18 protein-coding genes are annotated in these 15,904 nt (G+C 72.2%); 2 read left to right on the top strand and 16 right to left on the bottom strand.

Translation table 11 applies throughout. From position 1 onward, the window contains the following. Positions 1-55: 55 nt before the first annotated feature. The 6 genes from AMETH_RS14345 to AMETH_RS14320 form a co-directional block, all read right to left on the bottom strand. Entirely contained in the window at positions 56-562 is a 507-nt protein-coding gene (locus AMETH_RS14345) for an XdhC family protein (RefSeq protein WP_026153974.1), read from the bottom strand. A 9-nt stretch (positions 563-571) separates the two neighbouring features. Then, positions 572-1,066 carry a hypothetical protein gene (locus AMETH_RS14340; RefSeq protein WP_017987953.1) on the bottom strand — a complete coding sequence of 165 codons (495 nt, stop codon included), beginning with the start codon at positions 1,064-1,066 and terminating at the stop codon, positions 572-574. Beyond that, positions 1,063-2,202, bottom strand: a complete 1,140-nt coding sequence (locus AMETH_RS14335; protein ID WP_017987952.1) for a glycosyltransferase family 4 protein — start codon at positions 2,200-2,202, stop codon at positions 1,063-1,065. The genes AMETH_RS14340 and AMETH_RS14335 overlap by 4 nt, the downstream gene beginning before the upstream one ends. Further along, positions 2,199-3,113, bottom strand: a complete 915-nt coding sequence (locus tag AMETH_RS14330) for a phosphatidylinositol mannoside acyltransferase (RefSeq protein ID WP_017987951.1) — start codon at positions 3,111-3,113, stop codon at positions 2,199-2,201. Before AMETH_RS14330 ends, AMETH_RS14335 begins: the two co-directional genes overlap by 4 nt. Continuing rightward, positions 3,113-3,721 (bottom strand): phosphatidylinositol phosphate synthase, encoded by a 609-nt coding sequence (gene pgsA / locus AMETH_RS14325; protein ID WP_017987950.1) that lies wholly within the window; start codon positions 3,719-3,721, stop codon positions 3,113-3,115. Before pgsA ends, AMETH_RS14330 begins: the two co-directional genes overlap by 1 nt. 144 nt (positions 3,722-3,865) lie before the next feature. After that, complete coding sequence (locus tag AMETH_RS14320) at positions 3,866-4,372, bottom strand: MarR family winged helix-turn-helix transcriptional regulator (protein WP_017987949.1); 507 nt, start codon at positions 4,370-4,372, stop codon at positions 3,866-3,868. Positions 4,373-4,466: 94 nt separating this feature from the next. On the opposite strand from AMETH_RS14320, the gene AMETH_RS14315 reads away from it, so the two are divergent. After that, the gene (locus tag AMETH_RS14315) at positions 4,467-5,015 is read left to right on the top strand and encodes a YceI family protein (protein ID WP_017987948.1); all 549 of its coding nucleotides are present in this window, start codon (positions 4,467-4,469) and stop codon (positions 5,013-5,015) included. Between the two features lie 53 nt (positions 5,016-5,068). On the opposite strand, the gene AMETH_RS14310 is transcribed toward AMETH_RS14315, so the two are convergent. From AMETH_RS14310 to AMETH_RS14290, 5 genes are all read right to left on the bottom strand, one after another. Further along, positions 5,069-5,620 carry an HIT family protein gene (locus tag AMETH_RS14310; RefSeq protein ID WP_017987947.1) on the bottom strand — a complete coding sequence of 184 codons (552 nt, stop codon included), beginning with the start codon at positions 5,618-5,620 and terminating at the stop codon, positions 5,069-5,071. Further along, positions 5,617-7,644, bottom strand: a complete 2,028-nt coding sequence (gene thrS, locus AMETH_RS14305; protein WP_017987946.1) for a threonine--tRNA ligase — start codon at positions 7,642-7,644, stop codon at positions 5,617-5,619. The genes AMETH_RS14310 and thrS overlap by 4 nt, the downstream gene beginning before the upstream one ends. A gap of 74 nt (positions 7,645-7,718) precedes the next feature. After that, positions 7,719-8,333: a malonic semialdehyde reductase gene (locus tag AMETH_RS14300; protein ID WP_017987945.1), complete on the bottom strand. Its 615-nt coding sequence runs from the start codon at positions 8,331-8,333 to the stop codon at positions 7,719-7,721. Between the two features lie 82 nt (positions 8,334-8,415). Beyond that, positions 8,416-9,222 (bottom strand): glycoside hydrolase family 16 protein, encoded by an 807-nt coding sequence (locus AMETH_RS14295; protein WP_017987944.1) that lies wholly within the window; start codon positions 9,220-9,222, stop codon positions 8,416-8,418. A gap of 37 nt (positions 9,223-9,259) precedes the next feature. Further along, complete coding sequence (locus tag AMETH_RS14290; protein WP_017987943.1) at positions 9,260-10,096, bottom strand: glycosyltransferase family 2 protein; 837 nt, start codon at positions 10,094-10,096, stop codon at positions 9,260-9,262. A 56-nt stretch (positions 10,097-10,152) separates the two neighbouring features. Here AMETH_RS14290 and AMETH_RS14285 point away from each other — a divergent pair, with 56 nt between their 5' ends. After that, the gene (locus tag AMETH_RS14285) at positions 10,153-11,502 is read left to right on the top strand and encodes a glycoside hydrolase family protein (RefSeq protein WP_017987942.1); all 1,350 of its coding nucleotides are present in this window, start codon (positions 10,153-10,155) and stop codon (positions 11,500-11,502) included. A 5-nt stretch (positions 11,503-11,507) separates the two neighbouring features. On the opposite strand, the gene AMETH_RS14280 is transcribed toward AMETH_RS14285, so the two are convergent. The 5 genes from AMETH_RS14280 to AMETH_RS14260 are packed head-to-tail and all read right to left on the bottom strand — an operon-like array spanning position 11,508 to position 15,898. Next, entirely contained in the window at positions 11,508-11,738 is a 231-nt protein-coding gene (locus AMETH_RS14280; protein ID WP_017987941.1) for a hypothetical protein, read from the bottom strand. Continuing rightward, positions 11,735-12,298, bottom strand: a complete 564-nt coding sequence (locus AMETH_RS14275; RefSeq protein WP_017987940.1) for an acyltransferase — start codon at positions 12,296-12,298, stop codon at positions 11,735-11,737. Before AMETH_RS14275 ends, AMETH_RS14280 begins: the two co-directional genes overlap by 4 nt. Continuing rightward, a complete protein-coding gene (locus AMETH_RS14270; protein WP_017987939.1) occupies positions 12,295-14,304 on the bottom strand; it encodes a hypothetical protein in 2,010 nt (669 codons plus the stop codon). Before AMETH_RS14270 ends, AMETH_RS14275 begins: the two co-directional genes overlap by 4 nt. Continuing rightward, on the bottom strand, positions 14,301-15,542 hold the full coding sequence (locus tag AMETH_RS14265; RefSeq protein WP_017987938.1) for a lipopolysaccharide biosynthesis protein: 1,242 nt from the start codon (positions 15,540-15,542) through the stop codon (positions 14,301-14,303). The genes AMETH_RS14270 and AMETH_RS14265 overlap by 4 nt, the downstream gene beginning before the upstream one ends. Further along, positions 15,539-15,898 carry a hypothetical protein gene (locus tag AMETH_RS14260; protein ID WP_017987937.1) on the bottom strand — a complete coding sequence of 120 codons (360 nt, stop codon included), beginning with the start codon at positions 15,896-15,898 and terminating at the stop codon, positions 15,539-15,541. The genes AMETH_RS14265 and AMETH_RS14260 overlap by 4 nt, the downstream gene beginning before the upstream one ends. Between the last annotated feature and the right edge of the window lie 6 nt (positions 15,899-15,904).

The raw sequence follows: 15,904 nt of genomic DNA, 5'->3' as shown, positions 1-15,904 counted from the left end.
CACCCGCGCCCACCAGCGCCGCGCACGCGGTCTGCGGAGGGAACCGCCGGAGGCCTCAGCGGCCGAAGAAACCACCAGGGCGGCCGTTGCGATCCGCGATCAGCCCGGCCAGCGTCGCGATCGCGATCTCCGCCGGGCGGCGCGAGCCGATGTCCAGGCCGATCGGCCGGTGCACCCGCGCGATGTCGGCCTCGGCCACGCCCAGCGAACGCAACGCCTCGACGTGCGGGCCTTCGTGCCGCGGGTTGCCCATCACCCCAGCCCAGCGCACCGGCCGCGCCAGCACGTCCCGCAGCGCGGCGCCCAGCTCGGGCCGGTGGTGGTCGGTCACCACGACGTCCGTGTCAGCGTCCAGGTCCGGCAACTCGGCCGCCACCTTCACGCCCGGGACCGCGCGGGCGGGGTCCGGTTCGAACAGCAGCGTCCGGTAGCCGAGGTCCTCGCCGTAGCGCAGCAGGAACTCCGCGACCGGCGAGGCGAACACCGCGACCAGCGTCCGCGTGTCCGCCTGCGAATCATCCGCGCCGTGCGCCACCGCGCACGCCGAGTCTTCCGTAGCCATACGCGGATCCTAAGCGCCCGGCACCGGTGGTTCCGCGATCTCGAAGTACTCCGGCTGCCGCGCGGTGCCCGCCAGCTTGAAGTACCGCACCTTCCGCCGCCGTCGCAGCGCCAGCGTGTCCCGCACCGCGTCGTTGTGCACGCGCCGCGCGATCACCACCCGGTGCTCGGCGTCGGCCAGTTCCTCGGCCAGCGACGCGGGCAGCCGGGCGCGGTCGACCGACTCCAGCAGCCGGGTCAGCTCGTTCTCCGCGACCTCCCGCTCGGCGCGCGGGGCCTTCTCCGCGATGTCCGCCGCCTCACGCAGGCCGGGCGCCGCGCCGTCGACGGCCGCCACCGCGCGCGCCACCACCGCCCGCCGCGCCAGCGCCGCGTCCAGCGCCGCCCACCCGGCGTCCAGCCGGACGTGCAGCCGGTCCAGCCGGTTGGCGGTGGCGACCAGGAACAACCCGCCGAGCACGACGATCGCCGCGACGATCGCGACGACCAGCACGAACCAGTTCACAGCGGCGCGTCCTCCGCACTGACCCGCCGCGGGTCGGCGGCGATCGCCGTCTCGTAGACCCGCAGCACCTGCGTCACCACGACCGGCCAGTCGTAGATCGCGACCCGCTCCCCCGCCGCGGCGGCCAGCGACGTCCGCCGCGCCGGGTCGCCGAGCAGATCACGCAGGCAGCCGGCCAGCGCCGCGCTGTCGCCGGTCGTGAACAGCGCCCCGGCGCGCCCGTCGTCGAGCACCCGGCGGAACGAGTCGAGGTTGCTCGCCGCCACCGCCGTCCCGGCCGCCATCGCCTCGGTCAGGATCATCCCGAAGCTCTCGCCGCCGGTGTTGGGCGCGCAGTAGACGTCCACGCTGCGCAGCGCCCGCGCCTTCGTGGCGTCGTCGACCTGCCCGAGCAGCTCCAGGTGCGGCGCCAGCTCCGGGCCCGCCATCCGGCGCAGCGCGTCGGCCTCGCCGCGCCCCACCACGAGCAGCCGCAGCTCCGGGAACTCCGGCAGCAGGCGGCGGGCGGCCTCCAGCAGCACGTCCATGCCCTTGCGCGGCTCGGTGAACCGGCCGACGAACCCGATCGTGCCGCCGGCCCGCGGATACCCCTCCAGCGGCTTGGCCCGGGAGAAGAACTCGACGTCGACGCCGTTCGGGATCTCCACCGCGTCGCCACCGGCGTGCTCGACCTGCACCCGCCGCGCCAGCGCGGACACCGCGATGCGCGCGGTGATCTTCTCCAGCAACGGCCGCAGCACCGGCTGGAACGCCGACAGCGTCCGGGACCGCGGCGTGGAGGTGTGGAACGTCGCGACGATCGGGCCGTCGGCCACCTTCAGCGCCAGCAGCGACAGGCTCGGCGCGGCGGGCTCGTGCAGGTGCAGCACGTCGAACCCGCCCTCACGCAGCCACCGCCGCACCCGCGCGTAGGACACCGGACCGAACTGAAGCCGGGCCACCGAGCCGTTGTACGGGATGCCGAGCGCCTTGCCCGCGGGGTGGACGAAGTCGGGAAGGTCGGCGTCGTCGTCCGCGGGCGCCAGCACCGACACCTCGTGCCCGCGGTCGCGCAACGCGCGCGCCAGGTCCGTGACGTGCCCCTGGACACCGCCGGGGACGTCGAAGGAGTACGGGCAGACGATCCCGACCTTCACGCCGCTTCCTCCGCCGAAAAGGTCGCCTCCTCGAAATCTGCGGCCCACAGCTTCTGCATCATGTGCCAGTCCGCCGGGTGCGCGGCGATGTCGCCGGCGAAGACGTCGGCCAGCGCCTGGGTGGCCGCGGGCACCTCGGTGCGGTGCGCGACGCGGATGCGCGGATGGATGCGGATGCCCCAGCCGTCCTCGGTGAACCAGCTGCCCACCGGCAGCAGCGCGGCGCCCGTGCTGGCGGCCAGCCGGGCCGGGCCGGCCGGCATGCTCGTCTTCTCGCCGAAGAACGACACCGGCACCCCGCTGCCGGACAGGTCGCGGTCGGCGATCAGGCACACCACCCGGTTCTCCCGCAACCGCTGCAGCAGCAACCGGAACGAGCCGGTGCCGCCGTCCGCGGACAGGATCTCGAAGCCCAGCGACTCGCGGTAGGCGACGAACCGCTGGAACAGCGACTCCGGCTTGAGCCGTTCGACGACCGTGGTGAACGGGCCGTACCGGCCGACCGCCCAGATGCCCGGCACGTCCCAGTTCCCGCTGTGCGGCAAGGCGACCACGGCGCCGTTGCCCTCGGTGAGCGCGGCGTCGAGGTTCTCCACGCCGCTGATCGTCGCGTCCACCCGGGCCCGGATGCCGTCCGCGTCCATCGTGGGCAGCCGGAACGCCTCGTGCCAGTAGCGCGCGTAGGACCGCACGGCCTGCCGGGTCAGCTCGTCGAGTTCGGTCTCGTCGGCCTGCGGCACGACGCGGGCCAGGTTGCGGCGCAACTGCCGCACGCCGGCGCCCTTGCGCCAGGCCGCGAAGTCCGCGGCCAGCCCGAAACCGGCCTTCGCCAGCGGCACCGGCAGGCGGCGCACCACGTTCCAGCCGGCCGCGTAGCCGAAGTCGGCCATCCGCTCGCCGAACCGGCCCATCAGCCCGCCTCCCTGGCGGAGGCGGCGACGGCCAGCATCCGCTGGACCGTGGTGACGATCGAGCCGGCGGCGAGCAGCCACAGCGTGCCCTCGACGGCGAACGGCACCCCGAGGCCCTCCAGCCCGGTGCCGACGAGCGCGATGATCAGCCGCTCGGCGCGTTCGACCAGTCCGCCGTCGGCCTTGAGACCCTCCGCCTCGGCGCGGGCCTTGATGTAGGAGATCACCTGCGCCAGCACGAGGCAGATCAGGCAGGCCGCCGCGGCGCGCAGGTTGTGCTCGACCGCGAAGCACCACCACGCGATGCCGGCGAACAGGGCGCCGTCGGCGAGCCGGTCGCAGGTCGCGTCGAGGGTCGCGCCGAACGGGGTGCCGTAGCCGCGGGCGCGGGCCATCGCGCCGTCGAGCAGGTCGAGCATCGCGAAGCCCCACACGGTGAACGTCCCGGCGAGCAGCATCCCGTTCGGGAAGAACACCAGGGCACAGGCGATCGCGCCGGCCGTGCCGATCATGGTCATCGCGTTCGGGGTCAGCCCGGCCCGCACCAGAGCGTGGCCGAGCGGGTCCAGGGCTCGCGAGACGGACGCTCGCGCGAAGATGTTCAGCATCAGATCGTGGGGGTGGCGGTATCGGCGGGCATGTCCATCGCTCTCGGCGTTCCACCTGGGGCTGCGGGGTCGGTTTGCTGACCGCAGCCTATCCACCCGCTACGACGATCCGGTGACGCGGCGCGCCCAAGGCGCCGGGCGCGCTCAGGCGAGGCGGTCCAGCCGGGCTTCCTCGGCCGCGACGGCCTCGGCGCAGCGGGGCGTGAGCTTGTCGCGGATCGCCTCGGAGATCTCCCCCAGCGCCCGCACCTGGTCCGGGGTGAGCGCGTCGAACAGGGCCTCGCGGACGGCCTCGACGTGCCCGGGAGCTGCGGCTTCGAGTGCGGCGAAGCCGCGGTCGGTCAGCTTCGCGAACGAGCCGCGCTTGTCGGTGCCGCAGCTGTCGCGGCGCACCCAGCCGTTGGCCTCCAGGCGGGCGACCGCGTGGGAGAGCCGGCTGCGTGACGAATGGCACTTCTCGGCCAGCTCGCTCATCCGCAGCGTGCGGCCGGGGGCCTCGGACAGCACGACGAGGACCTCGTAGTAGGTGTGCGGCATGCGGGCGTCGCGCTGGAGCTGGGAATCCACGTGGCCGCGCAGCATGGTGACGGCGACCGAGAACGCGCGCCACACACGCTGTTCGTCTTCGCTGAGCCATCGCGGTTCGGACATGTCTCACATAGTAGCCCTAGTTGAGCCCTCAACCATCCCTTCGCTAGGGTGTGGTTGAGGGCTCAACCAAGCTTCGTTGTGAGGAGACAACCACATGACCGCTTCGACGACCGAGATCCCCGGCTACATCGCGGGCACCTGGACCATCGACTCGGTGCACTCCGACGTCGACTTCGTCGTCCGCCACCTGGGTGTGTCCAAGGTCCGCGGCCGCTTCGCCGAGGTCGAGGGCGAGATCGTGACCGGCGCCAACCTCGCGGACTCGAAGGTGACCGCGACCATCAAGGCCGACAGCATCGACACGAAGAACGCCGACCGCGACGCGCACGTGAAGGGCGCCGACTTCCTGGACGTCGAGCAGTTCCCGACGCTGAAGTTCGTGTCGACGGGCGTGCGCGCCGAGGACGGCGAGTACTTCATCGACGGCGAGCTGACCCTGCACGGCGTCACCAGGCCGGTCACCCTGACCGCCGAGGTCGGCGGCTTCGCCGACGGCATGGCCGAAGGCACCAAGGTGTTCGGCATCTCCGCCACCACGGAGATCAAGCGCAGCGACTTCGGCGTCGGCGCCACCATCCCGGCCGCCGTGGTGAGCGACAAGGTGAAGATCGAGCTGAACATCGAAGCCGGCCTGCAGGCCTGAGAACTTCGTCGGGAAAAGGGTCCGGACGGGCACTCCGTCCGGACCCTTTCGCGCTACTGGACCCGTTTCCAGGCGTCCGAGAGCAGCTCGCGCGTCTCGCCGAGCAGCTGGGGCAGCACCTTCGTCTGGCCGATCACCGGCATGAAGTTCGCGTCGCCGCCCCAGCGGGGCACCAGGTGCTGGTGCAGGTGCGCCGCGATGCCTGCGCCCGCGATCACGCCCTGGTTCATCCCGATGTTGAACCCGTGCGCCCCGGACACCGACCGCACCACCTTCATCGCGTGCTGGGTGAACTCCGCCAGCTCCCGCGTCTCCTCCACCGTCAGGTCCGGGTAGTCCGCCACGTGCCGGTACGGCAGCACCATCAGGTGCCCCGGGTTGTACGGGTACAGGTTCAGCACCGCCCACACGTGCTCACCCCGCGCGATGATCAGCGCGTCGGCGTCGTCCATGCCGAGCAGGCGGCAGAACGGGCACCCCTCGGGCTCGTCGCCCTCCGGCTTGTCCTGCCCCTGCACGTAAGCGAGCCGGTGCGGGGTCCACAGGCGCTGCAGCGCGTCCGGCACCCCGACGCCGTCCTGGCCCACCAGCTCCGGCTCGGTCAAGGCAGGACCGCCTTCAGCGCCTCGGCCGTCGGCGAGCTGTTCTCCCTCCGCTCGACCCAGCTCGTGATGGCCTCCACCGCGTCGGCCACCGGCACCCCGTTGATCTGGCTGCCGTCCCGGAACCGGAACGACACCGCGCCCGCCTCCACGTCCTTGGCGCCTGCCAGCACCATGAACGGCACCTTCTGCGTGGTGTGGGTGCGGATCTTCTTCTGCATCCGGTCGTCGCTGGTGTCCACCTCGACGCGGATCCCCTTGGCGCGCAACGCCTTCTCCACACCGCGCAGGTGCTCGGCGTGCTCGTCGGCGATCGGGATGCCGACCACCTGCACCGGCGCCAGCCACGCCGGGAACGCGCCGGCGTAGTGCTCGGTGAGCACGCCGAAGAACCGCTCGATCGAGCCGAACAGCGCGCGGTGGATGACCACCGGCTGCTTGCGGCTGCCGTCGGCGGCGGTGTAGGTCAGCTCGAACCGCTTGGGGTGGTTGAAGTCCAGCTGGATGGTCGACATCTGCCAGGACCGGCCGATGGCGTCCTTGGCCTGCACCGAGATCTTCGGGCCGTAGTAGGCCGCGCCGCCCGGGTCCGGCACCAGCTCCAGGCCGGAGTCGACAGCGGCCTGCCGCAGCGTCTCGGTGGCCTCCTCCCACTCCTCGTCCGAGCCGATGAACTTGTCCGAGTCGCCGCGGGTGGACAGCTCCAGGTAGAAGTCGGACAGGCCGTAGTCGGCCAGCAGGTCGAGCACGAACCGCAGCAGCGACCGCAGCTCGCCCGGCATCTGCTCCTGGGTGCAGTAGATGTGCGAGTCGTCCATCGTCAGCCCGCGCACGCGGGTCAGGCCGTGCACCACACCGGACTTCTCATACCGGTACACCGTGCCGAACTCGAACAGCCGCAGCGGCAGCTCCCGGTAGGACCGCCCGCGCGACTTGAAGATCAGGTGGTGCATCGGGCAGTTCATCGCCTTGAGGTAGTACTCCTCGCCCTCCAGGGGAAGCGGCGGGAACATCGTGTCGGCGTAGTAGGGCAGGTGGCCCGAGGTGTAGAACAGCCCGCTCTTGGTGATGTGCGGGGTGTTGACGAACTCGTAGCCGGACTCCTCGTGGCGGCGGCGCGAGTAGTTCTCCAGCTCGCGGCGGATGATGCCGCCCTTCGGGTGGAACACCGGCAGGCCGGAGCCGATCTCCTCGGGGAAGGAGAACAGGTCCAGCTCCGCGCCGAGGCGGCGGTGGTCGCGGCGCTCCGCCTCGGCCAGCCGCTCCAGGTAGGCGTCCTGCGCCTCGGCCGACTCCCACGCGGTGCCGTAGATGCGCTGCAGCTGCGGGTTCTTCTCGCTGCCGCGCCAGTACGCGGCGGCCACGCGGGTCAGCTTGACTGCCGGGATGAACTTCGTGGTGGGCACGTGCGGGCCGCGGCACAGGTCGCTCCACACGCGCTCCTTGGTGCGCGGGTCGAGGTTGTCGTAGATCGTCAGCTCACCGCCGCCGACCTCCATCACCTCGGAGGTGTCCACATCGGACTTGAGGTCGATGAGCTCGAGCTTGAACGGCTCGTCCGCCAGCTCCGCGCGCGCCTGGTCGACCGAGTCGAAGCGGCGGCGGGAGAACTGCTGCGCCCCCTTGATGATCTGCTTCATGCGCTTCTCCAGCGCCTGCAGGTCCTCCGGGGTGAACGGCTTGTCGACGAGAAAGTCGTAATAGAAGCCGTCCTTCACGGGCGGGCCGATGCCGAGCTTGGCCTCCGGGAACTGCTGCTGCACGGCCTGGGCGAGCACGTGCGCCGCGGAGTGGCGGATGACGCTGCGGCCGTCCTCGGTGTTCGCCGCGACGGGCTCCACGGAGGCGTCCGCTTCGGGCGCCCACGCCAGGTCGCGCAGGCGCCCGTCGGCGTCGCGGACGACGACGATCGCGTCCGGCCCCTTGGTCGGCAGGCCCGCCTCGCGGATCGCGGCTCCGGCCGTGGTCCCGGCCGGCACCACCACGCTGTTGGCGGGTGCGGCTGCGGCGGACGACGGCTGGTTCACGATGGGCTCCTTCGAACGAAGTGATGTCCCACCGATGCTATCCGCCGCCCGCCCGCGGCCTTCCGCGAGGGACTTCAGACGGTCTCGACGACCTCGTCGTAGTCCAGGCGGGGCAGCCGGTCGAACCACGGGTTCTCACCCGGCTTGCCGACGTTCACCACGACCAGCGACTTCCAGTTGCGGTCGGCGAAGAACTCCTTGTCGACCCCGGCGGCGTCGAAGCCGGTCATCGGGCCGGCGGCCAGCCCGGCGGCGCGCACGCCGATGATGAAGTAGCCGACCTGCAGCAGTGAGTTCAGGCGGGCGAAACCCTCGCGGCCGGTCTCGTCGGCGAAGAGGTCCTTCGCGTCCGGCTTGTGCGGGAAGGTCTTGGGCAGGTTCTCGTGGAAGTCGGTGTCGGCGGCCAGCACGACGGTCACCGGGGCGCTCGCGGTCTTGGCGCGGTTGCCCTCGGACATGTGCGGCAGCAGCCGCTGCTTGCCCTCCTCGGTGCGGATCACCAGCGCGCGCAGCGGCTGGGTGTTCATCGACGTCGGCGCCCACTTCACCAGGTCGTAGATCGCCTGGATCTGCTCCTCGCTGACGGGCTCGTCGGAGAACGAGTTCGCGGTGCGCGCCTCGCGGAACAGCAGGTCCTGCACGTCCTGCGGCACGTGGAGGGCGTCGGCGAGACTGGCGGTCGAAGTCATGGGAACTCCCGGGGGACGGATCTTGTGCCTTCGCTCCCTCACAACCTAGTTGAGCGCTTGACTATTTCCCGTGTGCGGATGGTCACTCGTAGATGCGCACCCAGTCGACCTCCGCCGTGCTGCGGATCGGCGGCTCGGCCTTGTGCTTGTTGTGGTTCTGCTGGATGGCCAGGTGCATCGGCACGCTCGGGATGGTGCCGGGCCTGCCGTAGGTCGCCCACGCGACGCCGTCGATGTAGCAGGTGACGTGGTCGGGCTGCCACTCCACGGCGTAGTTGTGCCACTGGGTGATGTCGAGGTCCTTGCGCGTGTGGCCGGCGTCGACGTTGCCCGGGCCGTGGAGCCAGCTCTCCACGTACTGGCGCGCGGGGTCGTAGATTTCGGCGAAATCGATCTCGCCGTCGGTGTTGGTGTCGCTCTCCGGCCACAGCAGCAGCACCGGGTTGAAGTCGTGGTCGGCAGGCGCGGGGAAGCGCGCCCGCACCTCCCACCGGCCGTAGGCCTGGTCCTCGCGCCACGCGATGCCGCAGGTGGCGGCAGTGGCGTCGCCGTCACCGACGAGGGTGAGCGTGCCGCCCTTCACCACGCACTGGCTCTCGCTCAGCGTCTCGCCGGAGACCGGGTTGAACCCGTCGTAGATGTTCCACTTGGTCCGGTCGACCCGGCGGCCGTCGAAGTCGTCCTGCGCGGTCAGCCGCCAGCCGTAGTTGACCGCGGCCTCGTCGGACCGCTCCGGGGTGATCACGGCGGAGCTCGGCGCCTCGGTGACCACGGTCGGCGAGGTCTGCTCGCCCGAGTTGTCGAAGCGCTCGGATGTCACCCGGACGGCGAGGATCGCAACACCCACGAGTACGACGCAGGCGACCAGGATGATTACGCGACGCACCACGGCGACAACTTATCGCCCCCCCGTACGGGTGGTTGATCTAGCCCCGCTCGCCCTGTCGCCTGGCGACCAGGAACAACGCCTGCCGCCGCAGCCGCGCGCCCGGCGCCATCGCCGCGCCGACGAGCCGGTCGACCGGCCGCACGCCCCACACCGGATCGCTGGCCAGCCCCTTGGACAGCGCGCGCTGCTCGGCGTACTCCGCGCGCTGCGCCCGCGCCGACAGGGAGTCCCTCCCGATCCGGAACGCCGCCAGCGACTCCCGCTGGCCGAAGAAGTCGCCGTGGGCCAGCAGCCCGATCCACAGCGCCAGGTCCATCGGGAACTTCCAGCGCGCGTCCCACCCGCCGACCGCGTCGAACTGGGCGCGCCGGAACAGCGCGCCGCCGGGCTCCCCGAGCGGGTTGCCGCCGTGCCGGACGATCTTGCGGATCACCGCGCTCGCCTCGTGGCGGCCGATCAGCCCGCGCAGCCCCCGGTTCGCGGCGAGCACCTCGCCGGTCTCGTTGATCATGTCGCGGCGCGCGCACACCAGCGCGATCGCCGGGTCGGTCGCCAGCACCTCGTACTGGCGGCGCAGGCAGTCGGGGTGCAGCAGGTCGTCAGCGCACACCAGCTTCACGAAGCGGCCGCTAGATTCGGCCACGACGCGGTTCCAGTTCTCCGCCAGCGGCAGCACGCGGTCGTTGCGGAGCACCTTGAGCCGCGGATCGGTGAAGCCCCGCAGGACGTCCGGGGTCTTGTCGGTCGAGGCGTTGTCCAGTACGACGAGCTCGAAGTCGTCGAAGGTCTGGGAAAGGACACTGGAGACGGTGTCGGCGATGTACCGGCCGGACTGGTAGGCCGGGACGCACACGGAGACCGCGGCCGCGCTCACTGCTTTTCCCCCTTCCGGGTGTAGCTCTGAAAAGGCAAAACGGTGATGGGTCACGCATGCTGGCACGCGTGGGGATCTTGGCGATGGTGGCCCTGCTCGTGGCGGGGCTGTTCGGCGGCTGGCCTCCGGCTGATCGGGACGCCCCCCCGGCGCCACCGGCCGTGACGCTGCTGCCCGGCGCCGGGGATGGGCTCGTACTCGGCGTGACGCACGCACAGTACAGCCTCGACTCGTGGCTCACACCCGGGCAGCGCACGAGCGGGGAACAGATCCTCGGCGCCACCCCGATGCTGCAGAACCAGCACATCATGGGCTTCGGCGTGGGCAACCCCGAGCCGGCGCCCGGCAGCTTCGACTGGTCCCGCCTGGACGAGCGGATGGACCTGATCGAGCGCACCGGCGGCACCCCGGTGATCACCCTGTGCTGCGCGCCCGACTGGATGAAGGGCGGCGCGCCCGGCACGACCGACTGGGACGACCTGGCCACCGCCCCGCTGCCCGCGCACTTCGACGACTTCGCGCGCCTGTCCGCGACGGTCGCGAAGCGCTACCCGCAGGTCAGGTACTTCCAGGTGTGGAACGAGCTCAAGGGGTTCTGGGACGCCGAGGCCGGCGCCTGGGACGCGAAGGGCTACACCGACCTGTACAACCAGGTCTACGACGCGGTGAAGGCGGTGCGGCCGGACGCGCTGATCGGCGGCCCGTACGTCGTGCTGAACACCTGGTCCTCGGCTGCGGCCACGGACCACCCGTCCGAGATGCGCGGCCCCTACGGCGTGGTCGACCAGCGGTCGCTGGACGTCGTGGAGTACTGGAACCAGCACAAGCACGGCGCCGACTTCGTCGCGCTGGACGCCTCCACCGGCACCCGCGACAAGGGCCTGATCACCACGCCGGACAAGGCGAGCCAGCTCTACGCCGACGCGACCCGCTGGGCGCACAGCCTCACCGGGCTGCCGGTGTGGTGGTCGGAGTTCTACCCGGAGACCGCTCCCCCGCCCACCGGGACCCGGACCACCGCCGAGAGTGCTGAGAACCCTGTGCCGCTGGACCAGGCGCGGGCGGTGGCCACGCTGGACGCGGTGGCCCGGGCCGCCGAGGCGGGTGCGGCCACGATGCTGCTGTGGCAACCGGAAGCCAGCGACGACCTGCCCTACGCCGCGCTGTGGTCGGCGGCGCGGCCCGGCGCGGAGGTGCTGCGGCCGACGAGCCTGACCGCCGCGTGGACCTGGCTGGCGCCGCGGTTGCGCGAGGGGCTGGTCGACGTGCAGCGGCCCGCGGACGTGCTGCAGTTCAGCGCGCCGGGCGGCGAGGTCGTGGTCAACCCGCGGCCCGAGAGCGGGCTGGTCCGGTCGGGCGGGCTCAGCGTGCGGGTGCCCCCGCTGGCGATCCGGTTGCCGGGCTGAGCCGGTCACAACGTCAGGCCCACCACGATCCGCCAGATCGCGCCGATCGCGGTGAGCACGGTGAGCCCCACCGCCACCAGGTCCAGCGTGCGGATCCGTTCGGTGCGCGCGGAGGCGGTGTCGGTCGACCGGCGGCCGACCGCCATCTCCTTGAGCACCGTCCGCACCACGAGCACGACGAGCAACGCCACCCCGAACAGCGCCGTGACCAGGGTGATGAAGTCGGCCTGGCTCACGCCGGCTCCGCCACGACGGACGTCTGCCGCACCAGGCGGGCGGGCACCCCCGCGTAGACGCCGGGTACCGGGCAGTCGCGCGCCACCACCGCGCCGGCGGCGATCACCGCGTCGTCGGCGATGCGCACGCCGGGCAGGATCTGGGCCCGCGCGCCCACCCACACCCGGTCGCCGATCACGACCGGCCTGGCCTCGGCGACGCGGGACACCGTGCCGTCGGGCAGCGTCGGGTGGTGCGAGGTGATGATCATGACCTGGGGCCCGAACTGGCAGGCCGCGCCGATCGTGATCGGGCCGACCGACTCCAGGTAGCACTCGGCGTTGAGGAACGTGCGGCGGCCGATCTCGACGTTGCGCAGCGCGCCGTGGATCCGCAGCCCCGGGAAGATGTTCCCGGAGTGGATGCGCGCGCCGAACGCGCGGTAGCCCAGCAGCCGGAGCGGCCGCGGCACCAGCGCGCTGCCGAGCAGGCCGTTCACGATCGCCCCGACGGTCATCGACCACAGCTCGATGTGCACCTGGTCCTTCAGCCGCCGTCCCAGGGACCGGGTCTGGTTCACGTGTTCCCTCCGCCACTGCCCTGCACGAACTTGTCGGCGGGCGTCGTCCGGCCGAGCACCAGCGAACCCTGGTCGTCGAACACCAGGCGGTACAGCCCGGTGGCCTCGAGCTCGCGCACGAGGTCGGCGCCGTAGGTGTCGGGCACCTGCTCGAAGATCTTCAGGTACGCCCACTGCGGCTCGGTGAGCACAAGATAATCGGGGCCCTTCAGGCGCAGGCAGGCGACCAGCGCGGGGATGTCGTCCATGACGTTTTCGCAGTAGCCGTCGACCTCGAACTGGGACACCTCGCCCACCCGGGCGAACGACAGCGGCACCGAGTTGACCAGCGAGTCCACCCGCTGCCCCGGCTGCGCCTCGTGCACCGCCCAGCTCGCGGCGGCGATGTCGCTCGCGTGGAAGCTGATGTAGGCGTCGTTGCCGCCGCGCGCGGTGACCGTCGAGGCGAGCAAGCCGGTGAGCACGACCCACGGCACCCCGGCGGCGAGGACCGTGTGCCCGGGCCGGTTGCGCCAGCGCAGCCTGCGGGCGGCGGTCACGGCCTTCTCCAGCGCGAGCGATGCGGGCAGGGCCATCACCGGCAGCGAGAAGAGGAAGCAGCGCATGAACACCTCGCCGCCGTAGGGCTGGGCCACGGCGAGCCCGAACGGCGCGACGCTCAGGGCGGGCAGCAGCCACGACTTCAGCGAGTCGCGGCGCAGCAGCCAGATGCCGTAGGCCGCCATGCCCGCGACGAACAGCGTGATCCCGATGCGCACGGTGAGCACCACGAGCCTGCCCGGGCTGCCCGCGAACCGGGCCACGATGCCCTCGTCCACCGAGGAACCGACGTCGCCGAGCGGGCTGAGGATCATCTGGACCAGCTGGCCGCTCCAGAACTCCGCCGCGCCCAGCGAGAACCACACCACCGCGCCGCCGAGGACCACGAACGGCATCCACGCCGGCCACAGCCGCCCGAACACCAGCAGGAGCAGCAGCAGGACCCCGAGCACGTACGGGGTCAGCTGGTGGGTGGGCGCGAGCGCGAGCCCGATGAGCACCACGGCGCCCTGCGCGACCAGCCGCGCCTTCGGGCTGGACCGCGGCGCGAGCCGGGCCCGCAGCCGCGCCTTGACCGGTTCGGTGAGGCGGGGCCGCACGAGGTGCCGGAAGGTCAGCGTCAGCGCGGCGAGCATCAGGACCATCGCCGTGCCCTGCGGCGAGAAGTAGTCCTGTTCGGTCCAGTTCGCCACGAGATAGAGCCACGGCGCGATCCACGCCGCGCGGCGGTTGCCCAGCGCGGACACGGCCAGCGCACGCACGCCGAGCACCGCGAGCCCGGACAGCAGCACCGGCGCCCAGTTCAGGAACGGGATCGCGTCCGGCAGCCCGGCCGCGCGCGTGATCATCGCGACCAGGGCGAAGAACCCCGCCCAGGAGAACCGCGCGTCGTAGTCGTGCAGGATGTCGCCGTGGGTGGCGATGTAGTCGGCGAACCCGGCGTGCAGCCAGGCCACCGGCAGCCGCGCGACCTCCTCGACCGCGGGCTGCAGCCCGTACACGCCGAGCACGCCGACGAGCGTGTAGAGCGACAGCAGCCAGGTGCGCGGCCGGTACCGCAGCAGTTCCAGCACCACCGCGGCGACCAGCAGCGGGTAGGACAGCAGCGTGGGCACCGACAGTTCGGCCACGAGCCCGAGCCCGCCGATCGACTCGGGCGGGATCGGGTGCAGCCCGATGATCCACAGCACCACCGCGACCCCGGCGAGGCCGGGACCGAAGAACGGGTCGGCGAGGAACGCGGGCCGTCCGGCGCCGGTGCCCAGGCGGGGCCGGGACTCGACCGCGCGCGACGGCGGTTCCGGCTTCGGCTGCGCAGCCAGCCTGCCGGAGGCCGGGATGTAGCGGGTGGGCGTGCCCGGCGGGGGCGGCTGCGTGAACCGCATCGGCTCCCGCGGCCGGGGCGAGGGGCGGCTGGTGCGGTTCGGGCGCACCGGGCGCAGGAACCGGGTGGGCGGTTCGGTCACGGACGCGCCCCGAACACCCGGCGCCGCAGGTCGGCCAGCACCGCGGCGGCGATCACCGCCTGCGCCGCGAGCATGCCGACCCCGAAGCCGAACTCGGTCGGCGCCAGCAGGGCGAGCACGACGGCGGAGGCGGCCGTCACGGCCTGCAGCACCGCGACACCGGCGCCCCGGCCCGCGGCCAGGTGCACGGCCACGCCGAGCACCACGACCAGCCGCGGCACCTGGGCGGCGAGCAGCACCCGCAGCAGGCCGGTGCCCGCGGTGTACTCCGCGCCGAAGATCGCCAGCATGACCCAGGCCAGAGCGGCGCCGATGGCGAGCAGCGGCACGAACACCAGCACCAGCCGCTTGCCGGCGTCGGTGACCAGCGACCGGGCGTGCCCCGGCTCGGCGGACAGGCGCACCACGAGCGGGTTCACGAATGCGGTCGCGGCGACGTCGAGCGCGTTGATCGCGGTCCAGACCACGAAGAAGACGGCGTTGGCCTCGGCGCCGAAACGGTGCAGCACGATCAGCGGCACCAGGTTGTACAGCACGACCACGCACACCATGGCCGGGTAGGACGGCGCGAGCAGCCGCACGATCTCCCGGCGCCCGGGCAGGACTCCGGGCGCGAGCGCGGGCGAGGTGCGGCGCACCGAACGCCGGATCAGGATGGTCACGACCACGACCCCGATCAGTGTGGGCACCGCCCAGGACAGCACCAGCCCGAGCGCGCCCGCCACCGGCCCCAGCCCGGCGAGCAGTCCCAGCCGGGCCACGGAGAACGCGGTGTTCTCCGCAGGCACCCAGCGGGCCAGGCCGAGCCCGGTGAGCACCTCGTCCTGGAACTGGAACAAGGTCCAGCCGATCCCGGCGACGAGGAACCAGGCGACCCCGGCCGGCACCCGGTGCACCACCTCGGCCCCGGCGGGCACGACCACGAACACGACCGAGCCGACCACGCCGCCGGCCAGGACCGCGAGGTAGGTGCGCAGCAGCAGCCGCGGCCGCTGCGCGCCGGCGCGCGGCAGCCAGCGCAGGACCGCGGGCCCCAGGCCGAGTTCGGCGATCCCGGCGACGAGCAGGAACCCGGACACGAACGCCGAGGTGTCGCCGACCGCGGCGGCTGGCAGCAGCCGCGCGGCCAGCACCCAGCCGACCAGCCCGGCGAGCGCGGTGATCGCGGCCGACGCCGACAACGCGAGCCCGTCGGCCACCATGCCCTTGCCCGGGGCCGTTTTCCGGTCCACCGTCATCGGGCCTCACCCGGGCGGCTGCGCAGCACGTGGTGCGCCAGCGGGACGGCGGTGACGAACGCGAGCGCCACGACCGCCGCCTCCGGGTGCCAGAAGCGGGTCAGCACCAGCACCTGCGCCACGATCAGGGTGATCGCCAGCGAGATGCCGACCGCGCTCACCCAGGTCACCGACAGGTGCCGCACGTTGACGTAGGAGATCAGGGCCCAGCCGGGCGCGGTGAGCACGAACACCAGGACCGCCAGCGGCCGCAGGAAGAAGTCCAAACCGGACCAGACGAGCACGATCGTGACGAGGCAGACAGCAAGCAGCCCGTAGGCGGTGTACCGCCGGATCCTCAGCTGCTGCTCGACCACACGCGC

This window comes from Amycolatopsis methanolica 239 (assembly GCF_000739085.1).
Classification (GTDB): domain Bacteria; phylum Actinomycetota; class Actinomycetes; order Mycobacteriales; family Pseudonocardiaceae; genus Amycolatopsis_E; species Amycolatopsis_E methanolica.
Note: the sequence above shows the minus strand (reverse complement) of the source record. Positions and strands in the feature narration are given on the sequence as shown.